The organism is Rhizobium sp. BK312 (genome assembly GCF_014193605.1).
Taxonomy (GTDB): domain Bacteria; phylum Pseudomonadota; class Alphaproteobacteria; order Rhizobiales; family Rhizobiaceae; genus Rhizobium.
Window position 1 is genome coordinate 1 of the sequence record NZ_JACHZP010000016.1, and the last position, 15,063, is coordinate 15,063.

Annotated in this window: 17 protein-coding genes; 3 read left to right on the top strand and 14 right to left on the bottom strand. The window is 58.3% G+C overall.

Translation table 11 applies throughout. The features are described from left to right. Positions 1-420: 420 nt before the first annotated feature. From FHT85_RS29075 to FHT85_RS29095, 5 genes are all read right to left on the bottom strand, one after another. Positions 421-1,428, bottom strand: a complete 1,008-nt coding sequence (locus FHT85_RS29075; protein WP_183774822.1) for an amidohydrolase family protein — start codon at positions 1,426-1,428, stop codon at positions 421-423. A gap of 136 nt (positions 1,429-1,564) precedes the next feature. Next, positions 1,565-2,254, bottom strand: a complete 690-nt coding sequence (locus FHT85_RS29080; protein ID WP_183774824.1) for a type 1 glutamine amidotransferase domain-containing protein — start codon at positions 2,252-2,254, stop codon at positions 1,565-1,567. Positions 2,255-2,265: 11 nt separating this feature from the next. Continuing rightward, on the bottom strand, positions 2,266-3,315 hold the full coding sequence (locus tag FHT85_RS29085; RefSeq protein ID WP_183774826.1) for an NAD(P)-dependent alcohol dehydrogenase: 1,050 nt from the start codon (positions 3,313-3,315) through the stop codon (positions 2,266-2,268). 94 nt (positions 3,316-3,409) lie between these two features. Then, entirely contained in the window at positions 3,410-3,709 is a 300-nt protein-coding gene (locus tag FHT85_RS29090; protein ID WP_112401036.1) for a superoxide dismutase, read from the bottom strand. A gap of 25 nt (positions 3,710-3,734) precedes the next feature. Continuing rightward, positions 3,735-4,304, bottom strand: a complete 570-nt coding sequence (locus FHT85_RS29095) for a flavodoxin family protein (protein ID WP_112401037.1) — start codon at positions 4,302-4,304, stop codon at positions 3,735-3,737. A gap of 202 nt (positions 4,305-4,506) precedes the next feature. Between FHT85_RS29095 and FHT85_RS29100 the strand changes: the two genes are divergently transcribed. After that, a complete protein-coding gene (locus FHT85_RS29100) occupies positions 4,507-5,421 on the top strand; it encodes a LysR family transcriptional regulator (RefSeq protein ID WP_183774828.1) in 915 nt (304 codons plus the stop codon). A 14-nt stretch (positions 5,422-5,435) separates the two neighbouring features. Here the strand turns inward: FHT85_RS29100 and FHT85_RS29105 are convergent, their stop codons facing one another. Both FHT85_RS29105 and FHT85_RS29110 read right to left on the bottom strand, forming a co-directional pair. Next, positions 5,436-6,329, bottom strand: a complete 894-nt coding sequence (locus FHT85_RS29105) for a LysR family transcriptional regulator (RefSeq protein WP_183774831.1) — start codon at positions 6,327-6,329, stop codon at positions 5,436-5,438. 130 nt (positions 6,330-6,459) lie between these two features. Then, complete coding sequence (locus tag FHT85_RS29110) at positions 6,460-7,254, bottom strand: carboxymuconolactone decarboxylase family protein (protein ID WP_183774834.1); 795 nt, start codon at positions 7,252-7,254, stop codon at positions 6,460-6,462. Between FHT85_RS29110 and FHT85_RS29115 the strand changes: the two genes are divergently transcribed. After that, entirely contained in the window at positions 7,214-7,351 is a 138-nt protein-coding gene (locus tag FHT85_RS29115; protein ID WP_183774980.1) for a hypothetical protein, read from the top strand. The genes FHT85_RS29110 and FHT85_RS29115 overlap by 41 nt on opposite strands. Positions 7,352-7,401: 50 nt before the next feature. Here FHT85_RS29115 and FHT85_RS29120 read toward each other — a convergent pair whose 3' ends face one another. The 3 genes from FHT85_RS29120 to FHT85_RS29130 all read right to left on the bottom strand — a co-directional run bounded on the left by FHT85_RS29120 (position 7,402) and on the right by FHT85_RS29130 (position 9,492). Continuing rightward, complete coding sequence (locus tag FHT85_RS29120) at positions 7,402-8,385, bottom strand: aldo/keto reductase (protein WP_183774837.1); 984 nt, start codon at positions 8,383-8,385, stop codon at positions 7,402-7,404. Positions 8,386-8,500: 115 nt separating this feature from the next. Next, positions 8,501-8,878 carry a DUF2255 family protein gene (locus tag FHT85_RS29125; RefSeq protein ID WP_112401042.1) on the bottom strand — a complete coding sequence of 126 codons (378 nt, stop codon included), beginning with the start codon at positions 8,876-8,878 and terminating at the stop codon, positions 8,501-8,503. Between the two features lie 245 nt (positions 8,879-9,123). After that, positions 9,124-9,492, bottom strand: a complete 369-nt coding sequence (locus FHT85_RS29130; RefSeq protein ID WP_112401043.1) for a winged helix-turn-helix transcriptional regulator — start codon at positions 9,490-9,492, stop codon at positions 9,124-9,126. 159 nt (positions 9,493-9,651) lie between these two features. Here FHT85_RS29130 and FHT85_RS29135 point away from each other — a divergent pair, with 159 nt between their 5' ends. Beyond that, positions 9,652-10,770, top strand: a complete 1,119-nt coding sequence (locus FHT85_RS29135) for an alkene reductase (RefSeq protein ID WP_246780146.1) — start codon at positions 9,652-9,654, stop codon at positions 10,768-10,770. 287 nt (positions 10,771-11,057) lie between these two features. Here FHT85_RS29135 and FHT85_RS29140 read toward each other — a convergent pair whose 3' ends face one another. From FHT85_RS29140 to FHT85_RS29155, 4 genes are all read right to left on the bottom strand, one after another. Further along, positions 11,058-11,804: a gamma-glutamylcyclotransferase gene (locus FHT85_RS29140; RefSeq protein ID WP_246780147.1), complete on the bottom strand. Its 747-nt coding sequence runs from the start codon at positions 11,802-11,804 to the stop codon at positions 11,058-11,060. A gap of 35 nt (positions 11,805-11,839) precedes the next feature. Next, positions 11,840-13,153, bottom strand: coding sequence for an LLM class flavin-dependent oxidoreductase (locus FHT85_RS29145; RefSeq protein WP_183774840.1), 1,314 nt, complete (start codon positions 13,151-13,153; stop codon positions 11,840-11,842). Positions 13,154-13,173: 20 nt separating this feature from the next. Beyond that, positions 13,174-14,181, bottom strand: a complete 1,008-nt coding sequence (locus tag FHT85_RS29150) for an LLM class flavin-dependent oxidoreductase (protein WP_183774843.1) — start codon at positions 14,179-14,181, stop codon at positions 13,174-13,176. A gap of 62 nt (positions 14,182-14,243) precedes the next feature. Next, positions 14,244-14,870 (bottom strand): GNAT family N-acetyltransferase, encoded by a 627-nt coding sequence (locus FHT85_RS29155; RefSeq protein ID WP_183774846.1) that lies wholly within the window; start codon positions 14,868-14,870, stop codon positions 14,244-14,246. Positions 14,871-15,063: the final 193 nt, after the last annotated feature.

The following is a 15,063-nucleotide window of genomic DNA, read 5'->3' on the forward strand; positions in this document are numbered from 1 at the left end:
CTATAGAATCTTGCAAATGAAGTAATAACAGATATTATTATGTCGCGTTTCTAAATTGATTACTTTGTCTCATCTCTAAATAGCTGTGACATTAGCCGGCGAACTACTTACGGCCAATTTTTAAGTGAGATATGCTAATGATTTCAATGGTTTCACTTTGGAAACTTTGGCACGTCTCGATGCTATACGCAGATCACCCTCACCGATGCCTGCATCACTTAGCGGCGGCGAAAGTTTCGATAAACGAGATGGCCCGCCAACTTGGGTGTGAAGGTGGCCTATTTCCGCCCCAGGTACCTCTCAGTTGTCCCTTTTCTGAAGAGCCAAATCACGATCTCTGTGCTGTGCCTTTCGTTCAGCTCGACATGGATAGAGACGCATCAGGTTCAGTGCTTGCCTGACCGTCCGTATTGCTGTTAGTCAGATACCTGGATGGAGCGGAGCCCGAATCTCGGCACCGACCGCGGTCAAGCGCTCCCAGTTCCGATGGGCGAATTTCGCTTTGTTGGTATCATCGAACGCCAGCCCCGCTAGGAAACCGCGTGCATCACCTCCGGAACGATATTGGTAGGGATAATCCGTTGAAAACAGAATGCGATCGATGCCGACAACATCGACCGCCTGCTGTAAGTACGATGGGCTGAACATGCCGCTCGCGGTCACATAGAGATTGTTTCGAACGTATTCGATGAACGGCCGCTGGAGCTGGGACACCCGGTCAAGCATGACGAGCCGCTCAAGATAGAAGAGCACCAGCTCGCCCCAGTGTCCCAGAATTACCTGGAGGTTGGGATAGCGGTCGAAGACACCTCCCAGGATGAGGCGCACGAACTGGATACCCGCCTCGAAATGCCATCCGAGCGCGAAGGTGGACAGGGCGAGATCGACGGGAGCGCCGAAGCCCGTATAATAGGAGCCGCGCACGCTCGTTTGCGGAATTTGCGGGTGGATCAGGAGCGGCACATGGAGCTCGGCCGCGCAGGCGAATGTGGGTTCGAAGATCGAATGATCCAGATTCTTGTCGCCAACCCGTCCGAAAAGAACGGCACCCTTACAGCCGAGTTGCTCGACGGATCGGCGCAACTCCAACGCCGCCGCGTCTGCCTCTGCGGATGGCAAAGCCGCCATCGCCTGAAAGCGCGATGGATTGGCAGCCACTGCCCCCGCCAGCAGATCATTGGCACGGCGCGCGAGATCGACGCCGTAACTGCCTAAATTGTTGAGACCCGGTGTAGTCAGGGAGAGAACCTGAACATCGACGCCCGTCTCATCCATCAGCGCCAATCGCTGCTCTCCGAGATCTGCGAGCCGCTCGCCGATTACACCCGGATTGAGGGCGAGCGTCCCGTCATCCGCGCCGGGTATGGTCTTCCACGCATCCTTCACCTCATCGGGAAGGACATGCTCCTCGATCGCGATGATCTTCATCCCTGAAACCCTTCAGTTATTGTCATCTGCGGCGCCAGACGATGCGCCATGTTTCATCATGCCGCGTGGATGTGAGAATAAGCCAATCGCCTCGCGTAAGGGTTCCGTTGCTGGACCGAAGATACGGAGATCTGCCTTATTGCTTCACAGCCAACTGATCGACGAGAGCTTGGCCCACGCCATGGGCGGATGCCGGGTTCTGGCCCGTGATCAGGCGGCCATCGGTGACGACGTTCTCCGACCAGTTGGGCGCAGCCTGATGCAGCGCCCCGCGCTGCTTGAGAGTGGTGGCAAGGAGATATGGCACCACCTTGGTGTATTTGACTTCGGCCTCTTCCTCGTCGGTAAAGGAGGCAAGCTTCTTGCCAGCGACGAGATAGCTGCCGTCGGACAGTGTCGCATTCACCAGCGCGGCCGGGCCGTGGCAGACCGCCGAGACGATGCCGCCCGCCTCCCAGATTTCACGGATGACATTTTGCACGGCCTTGTCTTCCGCAAAGTCCCACATCGTGCCGTGGCCTCCGGCAAAGAAGACTGCCGAGTAGCGAGATGGATCGAGATCCTTCAGGATCAGCGAGTCGGCAAGCGTGCTGCGGAAGTCCTTGTCCTTCCAATAATGGGCGTTGGCGGCATCGGATAGATCGAAGAAGTCGATCGGCGGATGGCCACCACGTATCGAGGCGATTTCGTATGGGATTCCTGCATTATCGAAGACCTCGAGGGGATGGGTGAGTTCGACCATGGCAAAGCCGGTCGGTTCGCCGCTGTCACCACGGATCGGATGGCTGGTCACCACACACAGGATGGGCTTGATCGTGTTTGTCATATTGGGTTTCCTCAGGATTTGAGCGAAGCCATGTCGATGACGAAGCGATACTTCACGTCGCTCTTCAACATGCGCTCATAGGCTTCGTTGATCTTCTGTATGGGGATGATCTCTATGTCCGAGACGATGCCGTGCTGCCCGCAGAAATCGAGCATCTCTTGCGTTTCCGGCACGCCACCGATGAAGGAGCCGGAGATCGCGCGACGGCCGCGCACCAGCCCCCCGGCGTTTACCGGCGTGCCAAGTGGTCCGAGATAGCCAACGAGGACGAGCACGCCTTCCAGCGTCAATGTCGGCATGTAGGGATTGACGTCATGATCGTAAGGGATCGTGTCTATAATGACGTCGAAGTGACCGACAACAGCTTCCATCTGCTGCGCATCGCTTGACAGCACGACATGGTCCGCGCCGAGACGGAAGGCATCTTCCTCCTTCCCGGCGGAACGCGTGAACAGGGTGACATCGGCCACGAGCGCCTTGGCAAGCTTCAGAGCCATATGTCCGAGTCCGCCCAGGCCGATGACCGCGACCTTGCTGTCCTTGCCGACATTCCAGCGATGCAGCGGCGACCAGGTGGTGATGCCCGCGCAAAGCAACGGTGCGGCGCCCGCCGGATCGAGCCGGCCTGGCAACGACAATACGAACTTGTCCCGCACGACGATCGAGTCGGAATAGCCGCCATAAGTCGGCGTACCATCCTGACGATCACTGCTCGCGTAGCTAAAGGTCGGCCCCTCGACACAGTCCTGTTCCCAGCCTTTGAGGCAAGGCTTGCAGCGCTGGCAAGAATCGACCATGCAACCGACCCCGACCATGTCGCCAGCCTTGAAGCGGGACACGCCCGTTCCGACCTCACGCACCCGCCCGATAATTTCGTGGCCCGGCACGATGGGGTAGCTTGTAAAGCCAAAGTGGTTGCGGACCATATGGACGTCGGTATGACAGACGCCGCAATAGAGAACATCGATAACAACGTCATCCGATCGCGGCGCGCGACGTTCGAAGGCACAGCGCTCGAGCGGTTCGGTGGCAGATAGAGCTGCAAAGCCTATTGTGTTCATAATCGCTTGTTCCGAGTTGTCGTGCCGGTGCGCGAGCTATCGGTCCCAGCCCCTTGGTTTTTTGGCGCTCGCAGTGCCGGAGGCGCTTGCGGGGCTAGGCGTTGCCGGGGGCGAACAGCGATTCCCAGTTTGTAAAGGCACCGAGCGGGATTACTTCCCAATCGATCAGGCCGGCCTTGGCGAGGGGGAATTCGGCAAGTGCCGTTTTGGCTACATCAACGGAGGCGGCTTCCGCGATAATAGCAACACCGGGTCGGTCCTGCCGGAAATAGATGTCACGGATGATGCCGCCCTTATACATCTGCCACGCATGGCGCGCCTCATCCTGCATATGCGGCTGATATTTCTCCAGCGAGGCGCCGGGCTGCGGAACGTCGAGACAAAGCAATTTCATAGGGGACTCCTTAGTTACGTTATGATTAGGCCGGCTGAAACCGGCTGGCGGTCTCTGCCACGCGCCGGCCGAGGTACTGAGCCGTCTTCAAATCGCTATCGGTCAGAGCGACGTCGGGCGGCTGGTCCACGTTCGACTGGGTCATGACCCCCAGCCAGCTTCCCAGCCGGTTGAGGTCGTCCACGCTGCCGGTGCTGCTGCTGTTGCCCGGCATCATATCGAGGCCGACCCAGATCATGCCGTGCTGGGCCGCGAACAGCGCCATCGATATGAGCGAGTTCAGCTTGTCGCCGTGCTGAGCTCCGGAATTGGTAAAGCCGGCCGCGATCTTGTTGCGCCACTTCTGAGCCGACCACGCCGCCTTGGTCGAATCCTCGAAGAACTGCTTGAGCTTCGCGCTGATCAGGCCGTTATAAGTCGGCGATCCAAAGATGATGGCATCGCTCCGCTGAAGCGCTTCCCAGTCCATCGGCCCGTCCGCGACCGCAATCAGTTTCGCCTCGGCCCGTTCTACTTCACCAATCCCGGCCGCCACTGCCTCGGCAACGCGCGCGGTGTGACCGAAGCCACTGTCGTATACGATTGAAATCAACAACTTGCTTGCCTTCCTGCAAGGAGAATACGCATGACGACAGAACTATCAGTGCCGGGCGTGCCGAGCCTTGATGCCCTGAAAAGTCGCTTGCCTGATCTCTTCCTTACAGTAGAATGGCATTCAGCAGTGGCGATTGTTTTTCACTTGTTTATTTCCCAAAATTCCGCAATCGCGTCACGAAAGTGTCTGAAAAGGTTTCGCCATGCGAGACAGGTTTGACGGTATAGAAGTGTTTGTGGAGGCGGTCGAAGCTGGAGGGTTCAAACGCGCGGCCGATCGGCTCGCCCTCACGCCTTCGGCAGTCGGCAAAGCCATTGCGCGCCTGGAAGAGCGTCTGGGCGTCCGTCTGTTTCAGCGAACGACGCGCATGCAATGTCTGACGGAAGACGGTCAGCAATATTACGAGCGGTGCCTGCGCGCCATTGAGGAATTGCGCACGGGCGAATCCCTTCTGGAAACCGGACGGCGCGAGGTCGTCGGCAAGCTTCGCGTATCGCTGCCGGTATTGTTCGGCCGTTACTGCGTTGCGCCCATTCTGCGTGCCTATGCACGCCAGCATCCGAAGCTCGAACTCGAGCTCAGCTTCAATGATCGCCAGGTTGATATGATCGCCGACGGCTTCGACCTTGCGGTGCGCAACGGCGCGCTTGGCAATGGGACGTCGTTGCGCGCTCGGCGGCTCGTCGGCCAGCGCAAGGCGCTGTGTGCGTCTCCCGCATATCTTGCGGAACGCGGACAGCCGCATTCCCTTGCCGAGTTGAGGGATCACGACATGCTCGCCTATTGGCGCAACGATTATGCGTTACCCTGGCGGCTTCCGGACGTATCGGGGGACCTCGTTGATGTGCCCGTCAGTTCCAGACTCCGTTTCGATGATCTTGAAGCCATCACAGATGCTGCGGTCGAAGGCATGGGACTTGCGTGGCAGCCCCACTGGCTCATCAGCGATCACATACGCGCTGGCAGACTGGTTGAACTTTGGACGGACAGGCCAAGTGCGACGATCGAAGCCTATGCCGTCTGGCCGGCTGCACAGCATCTGCCGTTACGGTCCAGGCTAGCGATCGACGCTCTTGCGAGCGAATTGCCGAAACGGTTCGGTCAGGAGGCCGCTTAATTCATCCAGCCGCGTCAGCCAGAATGGCGTAACGCGTTCACCAGAAGGGAAAAGGCCGGCGAGGATTGACGGCGGCTGGGATAATAGAGGTGAAACCCCTCCCAATAGGGCGAATAGTCCTCGAGAAACCGATGAAGGCGCCCCGTCTTGAGATATGCCCTGGCGATATCCTCCGGAACATAGGCAAAACCGAAACCGTCGAGCGCCGCCTCGAGAACGTTATAGATCGTGTTGAAGACGAGTTGCCCGTCCACCCTGACCTTGATTTCGCGCCCTTCCTCCTCGAATTCCCAGGCGTAGAGACCGCCATATGTTGGAAGCCGAAGATTGATACAGCGATGCTGGGTCAACTCTTTTGGATGTCCGGGGATATCCCGAGAGGCAAAATAGGACTCCGCGGCGACCACCGCGAAGCGCACATCCGGGCCGATCCGAACGGAGATCATGTCCTTGGCGATCTGTTCGCCAAAACGTACCCCTGCGTCGTAACGATCGCTGACGATGTCCTGCAAACCGTAATTTACATCAAGTTCGAGCCTGATGTCCGGGTATTGACGGAGAAAGGAGCGAAGCTTCGGCCAGATGTAATGCTGGATCTGATAGTCCCCGGCGGTCAGCCGGACGGTTCCGGCAGGCCTTTCGCGCAGGGCGTTGAGCCCATCGATCGCCGTTTCGATTTCGTCAAAAAGCGGACCGATGCTGATCAGCATCCGCTCGCCGGCTTCCGTCGCCGAGACACTGCGCGTCGTCCTCGTCAGAAGCCGCACCCCGAGCCGCTCCTCGAGCTGACGGATCGTGTGGCTAAGCGCCGACTGCGAAACGCCGAGTTTAGCAGCCGCTTTCGTGAAACTGCGCTCTCTCGCTACCAGCAGGAACACCATCAGGTCATTGATGTTCTGACGTTCCACTCATGATTCCCTGTCATGACCGCATGCTCACTTATAAAACACATGGCCACAAAATAGTAGCAGCCCCGATTGGAACCGCGACGCGGCCGATCACCTTCGCCGTGCATACCGGCGGCCACCACTTCGGAATTCATTTCGCCCGGTTGCGCAGAACCTCGCCGACAACGGCCGTGGCGGAGAAAGCGTTTGGCCATCCGGCATAGAAGGCGGTGTGAGCCACGATTTCTCCGGCTTCTTCGGCCGTGAGGCCGTTATCCATAGCTCGGTTGAGATGATACGTAATTTGGGCGCTGTGCCCTAAGGCAATCAGCGAGCTTACAGTCACAAGGCTCCGGTCTCGTGGAGCAAGACCCGGCCGCTGCCAGAGATCACGAAACAGCGTATCGGCGGTAAATTGCACCAGTCCTGGCGAAATCTGCCCGATGTTTTTCTCGACGGCCTCGGCGCGCCGCTGCTCCACCTCCTCATTCAACGGCAGCAATTGCGGCGAGGCCGCAGGGAGCTGATCGGCGGCAATGTTCCCTGCAGAAAACACCTCTTTTGTCTCGGCGATCGCAGACATGGCGTTCGACCAACCGGAGTAGAAGGCAAGATGAGTGATGATCTCCGACAGCTCAGCCGGAGTAATGCCGTTATCGAGCGCGACATCTGCGTAGTGCTTGAGGTCGATGGTTTGGTTTCGGGCAATCAGCACGGAGAGCGTGACGATGCTGCGATCGCGCCGCGAAAGCTCCGGCCGCTGCCAAAGGTTTCCAATCACATCTTCGTCCGCATAGCGGGCAAGAGCCGGCGATACGGAGCGGATGTCGCTGAGCGATAGCGACGAAGCCCTTACCGGCATAGCTCCGCCTCCCCCACCTTCCTGAGCAAAGAGAGGCTCACCCATGGTGAGCGAGATCGCTGTGGCCGCCAAGATCCGTTTCATTGCCATTCCTTTCAATTCGATTGTTGTCGAGTATCGCGTCGAGCGCGTCTCCATCCCTGTGAACACGGCTTCGGCGGCGCTTTGCGATGCTCTTTGAGACCCGCCACATGTTCGACTGAGGCGGCTCGACATTCAGACCAATGACACCTAGAGCCCCGAACGGCGCAGCATGGCCTCAGGATAGCGGGCGCCCTGGATCACGATATTAGCCTTTTCGATCTCATCGAGATCGGACCTATCCAGAGCGACGTTCAACGCTCCGATATTCTCTTCGAAGCGCTCCAGCTTCCGTGTGCCGAACAGAGGAACAATCCAGGGCTTCTGCGCCAGCAGCCAGGCAAGCGCGACCTGCGCCGGTGTCGCACTGTGCTTCGAGCCGATCTTGCGGATCAGGTCGATCAGCTTCTGGTTGGCAGTGCGCGCCTCCTCGGAGAAGCGCGGTATGTTGGCCCGGATATCGGTGCTATCGAATGTCGTGCTGACGTCGATCTTGCCCGTCAAGAACCCCTTGCCGAGCGGGCTGAAGGGAACGAGCCCGATACCGAGTTCCTCGATCGTCGGAATGATTTCCTCTTCCGGTTCGCGGGTCCAGAGCGAATATTCGCTCTGCAGCGCGGCAACCGGCTGCACCGCATGTGCTCGGCGAATGGATTGTGCGCCGGCTTCTGACAGGCCAAACCACAGCACCTTGCCTTCGGCGATCAGGTCCTTCACCGTTCCCGCAACATCTTCCATCGGCACGTCCGGGTCAACCCGATGCTGGTAAGAGAGGTCGATATGGTCGGTGCGTAGCCGTTTCAGGCTCCCTTCGATGGAGCTGCGTATCTGCGCCGGCCTGCTGTTGACGCCGCCGCGATGCCGGCCGGTTTCCTGGTCGATATCCCAGCCGAATTTCGTCGCGATCTTGACCTTATCGCGAACCGGAGCAAGCGCCTCGCCCACCATCTCCTCATTGGTCCACGGGCCATAGACCTCGGCGGTGTCGAAAAAATCCATGCCGCGTTCGACCGCGGTTCGGATAAGAGCAATCATTTCCGCCCGGTCGGGAAGCTCGCGGGCTTTGCCGTAACCCATGGCGCCCAGCGACAGGGCGGACACTTCGAGACCTTGCCCCAGTTTGCGCTTAATCATGTTGCAGCTCCTTCCTTGGAGTTGGTGTTCGACGGCCGACATCATCAAGATGCGGATGAGGCGCCGTGCTTCTCAGGATTGCGCGCCACGAACGTTGCGCGACCCGACCACGTCCTCAGCGCTTCTCCTGGGGGTCGATCCTCATGGTCGCCGCGCGTGCCCGGGCGCTGATCATAGGCGCCAGATACGGGCTGTTGCCGTATTTTGCGCGATAGGCGTCGTCGATGCGGTCGTTGATCGGCCCGTCGACCGGCTCGAAGGCGACGTCCCGCGTCATGCCGGCGGCAATAATCCGGCCGGCTTTCTGATGAAGCGCGGCCTGATACCAGCGCGACTTCTGACCGTGGTAACCACGCACATAGAGACTGCCATCTACCACGACCTCCCAGATCCATGTCGGGGTGCCGTAGGTGGCGCCATCCTCGCGAAATGGTGCGATCTTCAGATCGTCCGCCTGATCGATTTTCCCAAGCTCTTCCTGTGACCAGTTCATGGCCATCCCTCATTAATTATTCGCCAGTCAACAACCGTATTCGCGGGACAGAAGCCCATGGAAGCCGTCGATACTCCTGCAGACGGCCGAGGCGGACTTGTTTTCGTCGAAGCCTCAAACCGCCCAATGATCTCGGCGTTCCACTCTCGTAGTCACGAGCCCAGTTGAATATAGCGCGGGTGCCATCGTTCGATTAGGCGCAGTAATTCGCATGGGCTTATGAGCGTGGCTAATCAATGGAGACTCTACGGGTGCTGATTGAAGTCAGCTCGCGCTTTGAGGACATCACCCTGATGCGTAAGGGACCACTCGATCAAGGTCATAACGGGGGTTATCAAGGTTTGGCCCAGCGGTGTCAGCTGATACTCCACCTTAGGAGGAATTGTTGCGAAGATTTTCCGGGAAACCAGGCCATCCTTCTCCAAGCTCCTCAAGGTCAAAGTCAGCATGCGCTGTGAAACCTGACCGATAGTACGCTTCAACTCGTTGAACCGCATGGGACCGGCGACGAGATGTGCGATGATCAACATGCTCCACTTGTCGCCTATGCGGCTCAACAACTCCCTTGTGAAGGGTGTGCAGTTGGGCTGCTGCCGGATGTTACTGAGTGACATGAATGTGCCTTCTTGCGGGGGCCGAAACGGTATGTAAGGTAGCCTCGGTTACTATCTGTAACTGAAATTCAATTAACCCGACAATGGGATCACATCGAAGGTCACAACCTCGGACCGCCGTCAGCGGTGCGGGGTCTGCCTGCGCGCCCGTTGCCGTGAATGGAATATTCCGAAGGAACGCAGATGCCCAACTCACTTCTCTCGCCATACGTCCTGGATGATCTTGTGCTGAAAAACCGGATGGTGATGGCTCCCATGACCCGAAGCCGTGCGATAGAGGGAAATATCAGCCATCCACTGGCACCGGTTTACTATGCACAGCGGGCGACTGCTGGACTGATCATCACTGAAGCCACCCAAGTCAGTCCGCAAGGGGTCGGTTATATAAAAACACCGGGAATTCATTCGGCGGAACAGGTTGCCGCTTGGCGCCAGGTCACGGAGGCGGTCCATCAGGCCGGTGGTAAGATTTTCGCTCAGCTCTGGCATGTTGGCCGTATTTCCCACACCGAGTTTCACGAAGGCGCGCCTCCTGTTGCACCGTCGGCTCTGCAAGCTGACGCTGAAGTGTTCATCTCGAGTGGACGCGTCGCTGCTTCCATGCCGCGCGCCTTGGAAACAGCGGAAATCTCCTCGGTCGTAGAGCAATTCCGCAAAGCAGCACGAAACGCGGATGATGCCGGTTTCGATGGGGTGGAGCTTCACGGTGCCTCTGGTTACCTGCTGGATCAGTTTCTTCGCGATGGATCCAATATCCGAGAGGATCGCTATGGCGGCACGCTAATCAATCGAGCCCGTTTCCCGATCGAAGTTGCCGCTGCAGTGGCGGATGTTCTCGGAAGCGGCCGTGTCGGTTATCGTATTGGACCGAATGATGGCGTCCATGGCATGAAAGACTCCGATCCAGTACGAACTTTTACTTACCTGGCCACTGAACTCGACCGGGTCGGAATTGCTTATCTGCATGTCGTTGAACCGATTGCCGGTGACGATGCTTTGCCACCGGACACCGTTCGGGTCGCACCTTATCTCCGGTCCGTATTCTCTCGGACTTTGATACTTAACGGCGGTTACGATTTTGCTCTCGGAGAAGCGGCGATCCGAAATGGTAATGCCGATCTAATCTCCTTTGGCGTACCGTTCCTCGCCAACCCGGATCTTCCCGAACGCTTTAAACGTAGTGCTCCATTGAACGCCCCCAACTACCCAACGTTCTATCAACCAAGTGAAGACGCGGCGGAAGGTTACACGGACTACCCGATGCTTGCCGTGCAGTAATGCTGCGGCTTCGATTTTTTCGAGACGCGCGGCTGACCTTGCCCCCAAAGTTTGGAAAATTCCAGTTCTAGATGGCTTAATTTAACGGGGCAAGTTCACAGCCAGCGAAAATCGAATCCTATGATGTGAAGGGATCTGAACGCATGACGCCGACCGGGACAGGTTAATTGCCTGATTGAACAGACTTTCTTGGATAAGGTTCTATTATGGAGCTTTCTTGCTTTTCTACAGGAGTTCAGCTCCGCCATCCGGTCAAATGCCTCCGATCCAACCGTGCCTACTCCCGCTCATGACGCGACACGGCTTGCTACGCCTTCCGCTGCGTGGATCATTCTAAGCTCGCGGGCAACCAGCTTTTGAAGCCTCCATAGGTTGAGGTCCCGAATCCCCCAAGCTTCGAGATGTTTCACTGTCAAATAGAGATATTCCGCACATGAGCCTCTGGCGCCGCAAGCACGTGCCAGGATACCAGCCACAGTCTCCAATGACAGCTTGGAAGTCACATAGCTTCCCCTTGGATCGGCCCAGAAGGCCAATGCTCGCACTGGACCTTGATCGGTCTGCGCCCGTACCCAGCGAATGGTGGCCGCGGCTTCAGGGGTTCCGATTTCACGACGAAGCATACGCTTGATCTGACCCAAGCGATCGCTGTCATCCAATCTGAAAGCAATCGCCTTGCAATATCCGCCCCGCTTCAATGCAAGCATGAGCCCCGGCTGTGTCAGCGATCCCCGCCAACGTGTCATTCGCAGGCAGAAGGAGCGATGCCACCCTTTGACGGCTGCCACACGCGCTTCTACGGCATCGAAATCAGGCTTCCAGATCAACGAGCCATAAGCGAAGACCCAAAGCGCATCGCCCTGCGACTCCTGATGGAGCCGCTCGGCCAGTTCGTCCAGCTCAGCTTCCGTGATTGGTATACGCAGCGGATCCGGTCCCGGATCGATCTCATTTCGCAAACTCAGAGCGACGAGCTCATCCGTCAAATCCATCTGGGATTGATCGATTACGGCTTTGACGCCACCGTCAATCATCTCTCATCCACCTCCGCGGCCGGCAATCCACCATTTCATCCCACCGCCGCCAAGCCGGTTGGCACTGCTTCCGATGACGGGCCGGCCAGACCGAGATTGGAACGCAGCGTTTCTCCCTGGTACTCCGTACGATAGACGCCCCGCTCCTGCAGGAGCGGCACGACTTTCTCGGCGAATTCATCAAAGCCGCCGGGTGTCAAATGAGGCGCAAAGACAAATCCATCGGCCGCATCGGCCTGTACATGCCGATCGATCTCGTCCGCGATGCTCTCCGGGGTTCCGACGAAATGCTGGCGCGCTGTGACGCGAATGGCCAATTGGCGAATGCTCAACCGATCGCGAGCGGCAATCTCACGCCAGTGGCGCGCTGTCTCCAATCGGCTTTTGATATCCTGATTGTTTGCGCGTCCCTGGGCCAGGCGCGAGCCGGAGACGTCGGGCTCGATCTCGGGCAACGGCCCATCCGGATCGTAGTTCGATAAGTCGCGGTTCCAGACCTGTTCGAGAAATGCGATGGCATTCTTCGGACTGACCTGCTGCAGGCGGATCGCGTGCAGCTTCTCCTCGGCATCGTTCTTCGTATCACCGATCACGAAATGGGCGCCGGGGAGAATCTTGAGGGCGTCGGGACTGCGGCCATATTTCGCCAATCGCTTTTTCACATCCGCGTAGAAGGCCTGACCCGCCTCGATCGAGCCGTGACGGGAGTAAATGAGGTCAGCGTGGCTAGCTGCCAATTCTCTGCCTTCATCCGAATCTCCGGCCTGTGCGATCACCGGGGTGCCTTGCGGCAAGGGCGCCAGTTGCGACCGTCCGGCGATATCGAAATGCTTGGAGTGAACCGAAAACGCACCGCCACGCCATATCGCCCGTGCCGCTTCGATGAATTCGCGAGCACGCTCGTAACGCTCACCATGCGGCAGGTGATCGCCGCGGCGAAAATTCGCGCCGGTAAAGGCGCCCGGCGAGGTCACGACATTCCAACCGGCGCGGCCACCGGACAATAGATCGAGCGTCGCCAATTGGCGCGCGAGCGGGTAAGGCTCGTTGAAGGTGGTCGTCAGCGTGCCGATCAGGCCGACATGCTCCGTAATGGACGCAAGGGCTGTCAGGATCGCCAGCGTATTAGGCCGGCCGGCCACGTCCAGCTCATGGAAACGACCCTTCTGCTCGCGGATGCGCAACCCCTCGGCCAGGAAGATGAAATCGAATTTGCCGCGTTCCACGGTCTCGGCGAAATGCCGGAATGACGAAAATTCGATCTGGCTTCCTGCCGCCGGATCGCTCCAGACGGTGAAATTGTTGACGCCTGGAAACTGGGCGCCGAGAATGACCTGCTTCTTCGCCATGAACTTCACTCCTTTAAAACTCAAGCCGCTGCCGTGAACCGGTTGGTCGCCGCCGGCAGAGCAAACCGATCTCTCAGTGAACCATTTGCGGGCGAACGGAGGAGAAGAGCCGCTCTCAAGACGGGCAGAAGCTCGTTGCTGAGATAGGCCACCTGTTGCGTGGGATCGCTAAGCAATAGGCGAATACCGCTGACGCCTGATCGGGCCAGCCCGGCGATTTGTGCGGCCAGATCAGCGGTTGATTGCCGCCCGGCTTCGAGGGTGATATCGGCAACAAAGACTACTGCCTTGCTGGCGGCGGAGCTGCGGATTTTCTCCACCGCGTCGCCGATACTTGCTGCCTCCAAGTGCAGAAAGACAACGTCAGCCGCAGCGGCGATGAGGGGATCTTCGTCCTTACGGTAGGTCACGGCGGTTACAGGCTGACCTTGCGGCGGCCGAGGTGTAATGGAGGGGCCGAGAATATTAAATTCCGCCCCTTCGAAATTGACGTAATGCAGCTTGGAGCCATCGAGAAAGCGCTGGCTCTCCCGGTCGCGGATGATCGCTCCATCCTCCCAGCTATCCCATAGACGCTGAATGGCCTCGATCGTATCCAGGCTGTCCCGCTCTAAAGCGGTGACTTGCGCTGGCGGAAAGCCATCAAGCTCGCCGAGAGTTCGCCTCGCCTGTGCCGCCTGTACCTCAGCATATCGCTGCACAAGCAGCCCTGCCCTCCCCTCGCTCACGAAGTCCAGGGTCGCGATCGCGGTCGAGACATGAAATGGTTCGAGGAAACTGACCGGTGCACCGGCGATGATGCCGATATTGCGGCTGCGTGGCGCAAGCCAGTTGGCAAGCAGCACAGCATCGAAACCATCGCCCTCGGCGCGGGCAAATCCATCCTCGAGCGTTACATAGTCAACCACATTGTCTATCCGCGCGATGAGTGCCTGCCAATGATCGCGCTGGAGTTCACGATTGCTGGCCGAACGTGTGGCGACATCAAACCCGATGCCGACAGTCAGGCCGTTTGCATTGGTAGTCATATAAGCTCCTGTCTGGTCATGATTTAAAGTCGGGCCGATCGTATCCCTGGTCTTCTGAGACCTCAGGCCGCGGAGGCTTGGTATGCCGCCAGCCGTTCGGTGATCTTCTGCTCCTGCCCGGCCTTCAGCGCCGACACGCGCGCTGTGGCCTCCTCGAAGGAGGCCGCGGGCGGGTAGATCGGCGTCGAACCGATCTCGCCTGCCTTCGCGCCGATCAGCTTTTCAAATGGCAGGGAGCGATAATAGACGGGATCCACGGTCGTATCGAAAAGCGGACGATAGCCGAGGGAGACATAAAGTGCGACCGCCTCAGGCTGGCGAAAGCCGGTCGACAGATAGGCGCGGGTATAGCCGAGTTGAGCGGCGCTTTCCTCAAGCGCAATCACGATTTGTCGAGCGAGCCCCTGACGACGTAGCGCCGGATGTGTCCATATGCGTTTGAGCTCGGCCGTCTCGTCATCATGGCTCATGAAGGCACCGCCTGCGATGGTTTCGCCATCGCATTGCAATAAGAGAAAATCGCCGAGCGGCGGAGAAAACAACGCGACTGGATAACGCAGGATTTCCGTGCGTGCGCCACCCGGGCGGCTGGCGGCGCCGTACCGGCCATCATACTCGCTGACAAGCCCTTCGATCAGCGGTTGAGCCGCCGGCTCCAGAAGAGAAGAACGGACGATGATATCGGTCACGGGGACGCCTCCAAATGATGGCCTGAAGGCTGCTGGAGATAGTCTGAATCGGGTCCGATCCGTTGCTCTCTCAATGCCGCTCAGTGTTTCGCGCACCTAAGATGCAGATTGCCGGAGGGCTTCGCACGGCATGATCTTTCATTGTGCAGCCGACGATTGAAACATCATTGCTCGATTCCATAGTCTATTAAAA

Excerpts from the sequence above, each read along its gene's own strand:
- FHT85_RS29130 (WP_112401043.1), bottom strand. The coding sequence starts at position 9,492 with ATGTCACTCAGTAACATCCGGCAGCAGCCCAACTGCACACCCTTCACA.
- FHT85_RS29145 (WP_183774840.1), bottom strand. The coding sequence starts at position 13,153 with ATGGCGAAGAAGCAGGTCATTCTCGGCGCCCAGTTTCCAGGCGTCAAC.
- FHT85_RS29110 (WP_183774834.1), bottom strand. The coding sequence starts at position 7,254 with ATGAAACGGATCTTGGCGGCCACAGCGATCTCGCTCACCATGGGTGAG.
- FHT85_RS29120 (WP_183774837.1), bottom strand. The coding sequence starts at position 8,385 with ATGATTAAGCGCAAACTGGGGCAAGGTCTCGAAGTGTCCGCCCTGTCG.
- FHT85_RS29075 (WP_183774822.1), bottom strand. The coding sequence starts at position 1,428 with ATGAAGATCATCGCGATCGAGGAGCATGTCCTTCCCGATGAGGTGAAG.
- FHT85_RS29135 (WP_246780146.1), top strand. The coding sequence starts at position 9,652 with ATGGAATATTCCGAAGGAACGCAGATGCCCAACTCACTTCTCTCGCCA.
- FHT85_RS29140 (WP_246780147.1), bottom strand. The coding sequence starts at position 11,804 with ATGATTGACGGTGGCGTCAAAGCCGTAATCGATCAATCCCAGATGGAT.
- FHT85_RS29080 (WP_183774824.1), bottom strand. The coding sequence starts at position 2,254 with ATGACAAACACGATCAAGCCCATCCTGTGTGTGGTGACCAGCCATCCG.
- FHT85_RS29085 (WP_183774826.1), bottom strand. The coding sequence starts at position 3,315 with ATGAACACAATAGGCTTTGCAGCTCTATCTGCCACCGAACCGCTCGAG.
- FHT85_RS29125 (WP_112401042.1), bottom strand. The coding sequence starts at position 8,878 with ATGAACTGGTCACAGGAAGAGCTTGGGAAAATCGATCAGGCGGACGAT.
- FHT85_RS29115 (WP_183774980.1), top strand. The coding sequence starts at position 7,214 with ATGGTGAGCGAGATCGCTGTGGCCGCCAAGATCCGTTTCATTGCCATT.
- FHT85_RS29150 (WP_183774843.1), bottom strand. The coding sequence starts at position 14,181 with ATGACTACCAATGCAAACGGCCTGACTGTCGGCATCGGGTTTGATGTC.
- FHT85_RS29100 (WP_183774828.1), top strand. The coding sequence starts at position 4,507 with ATGCGAGACAGGTTTGACGGTATAGAAGTGTTTGTGGAGGCGGTCGAA.
- FHT85_RS29090 (WP_112401036.1), bottom strand. The coding sequence starts at position 3,709 with ATGAAATTGCTTTGTCTCGACGTTCCGCAGCCCGGCGCCTCGCTGGAG.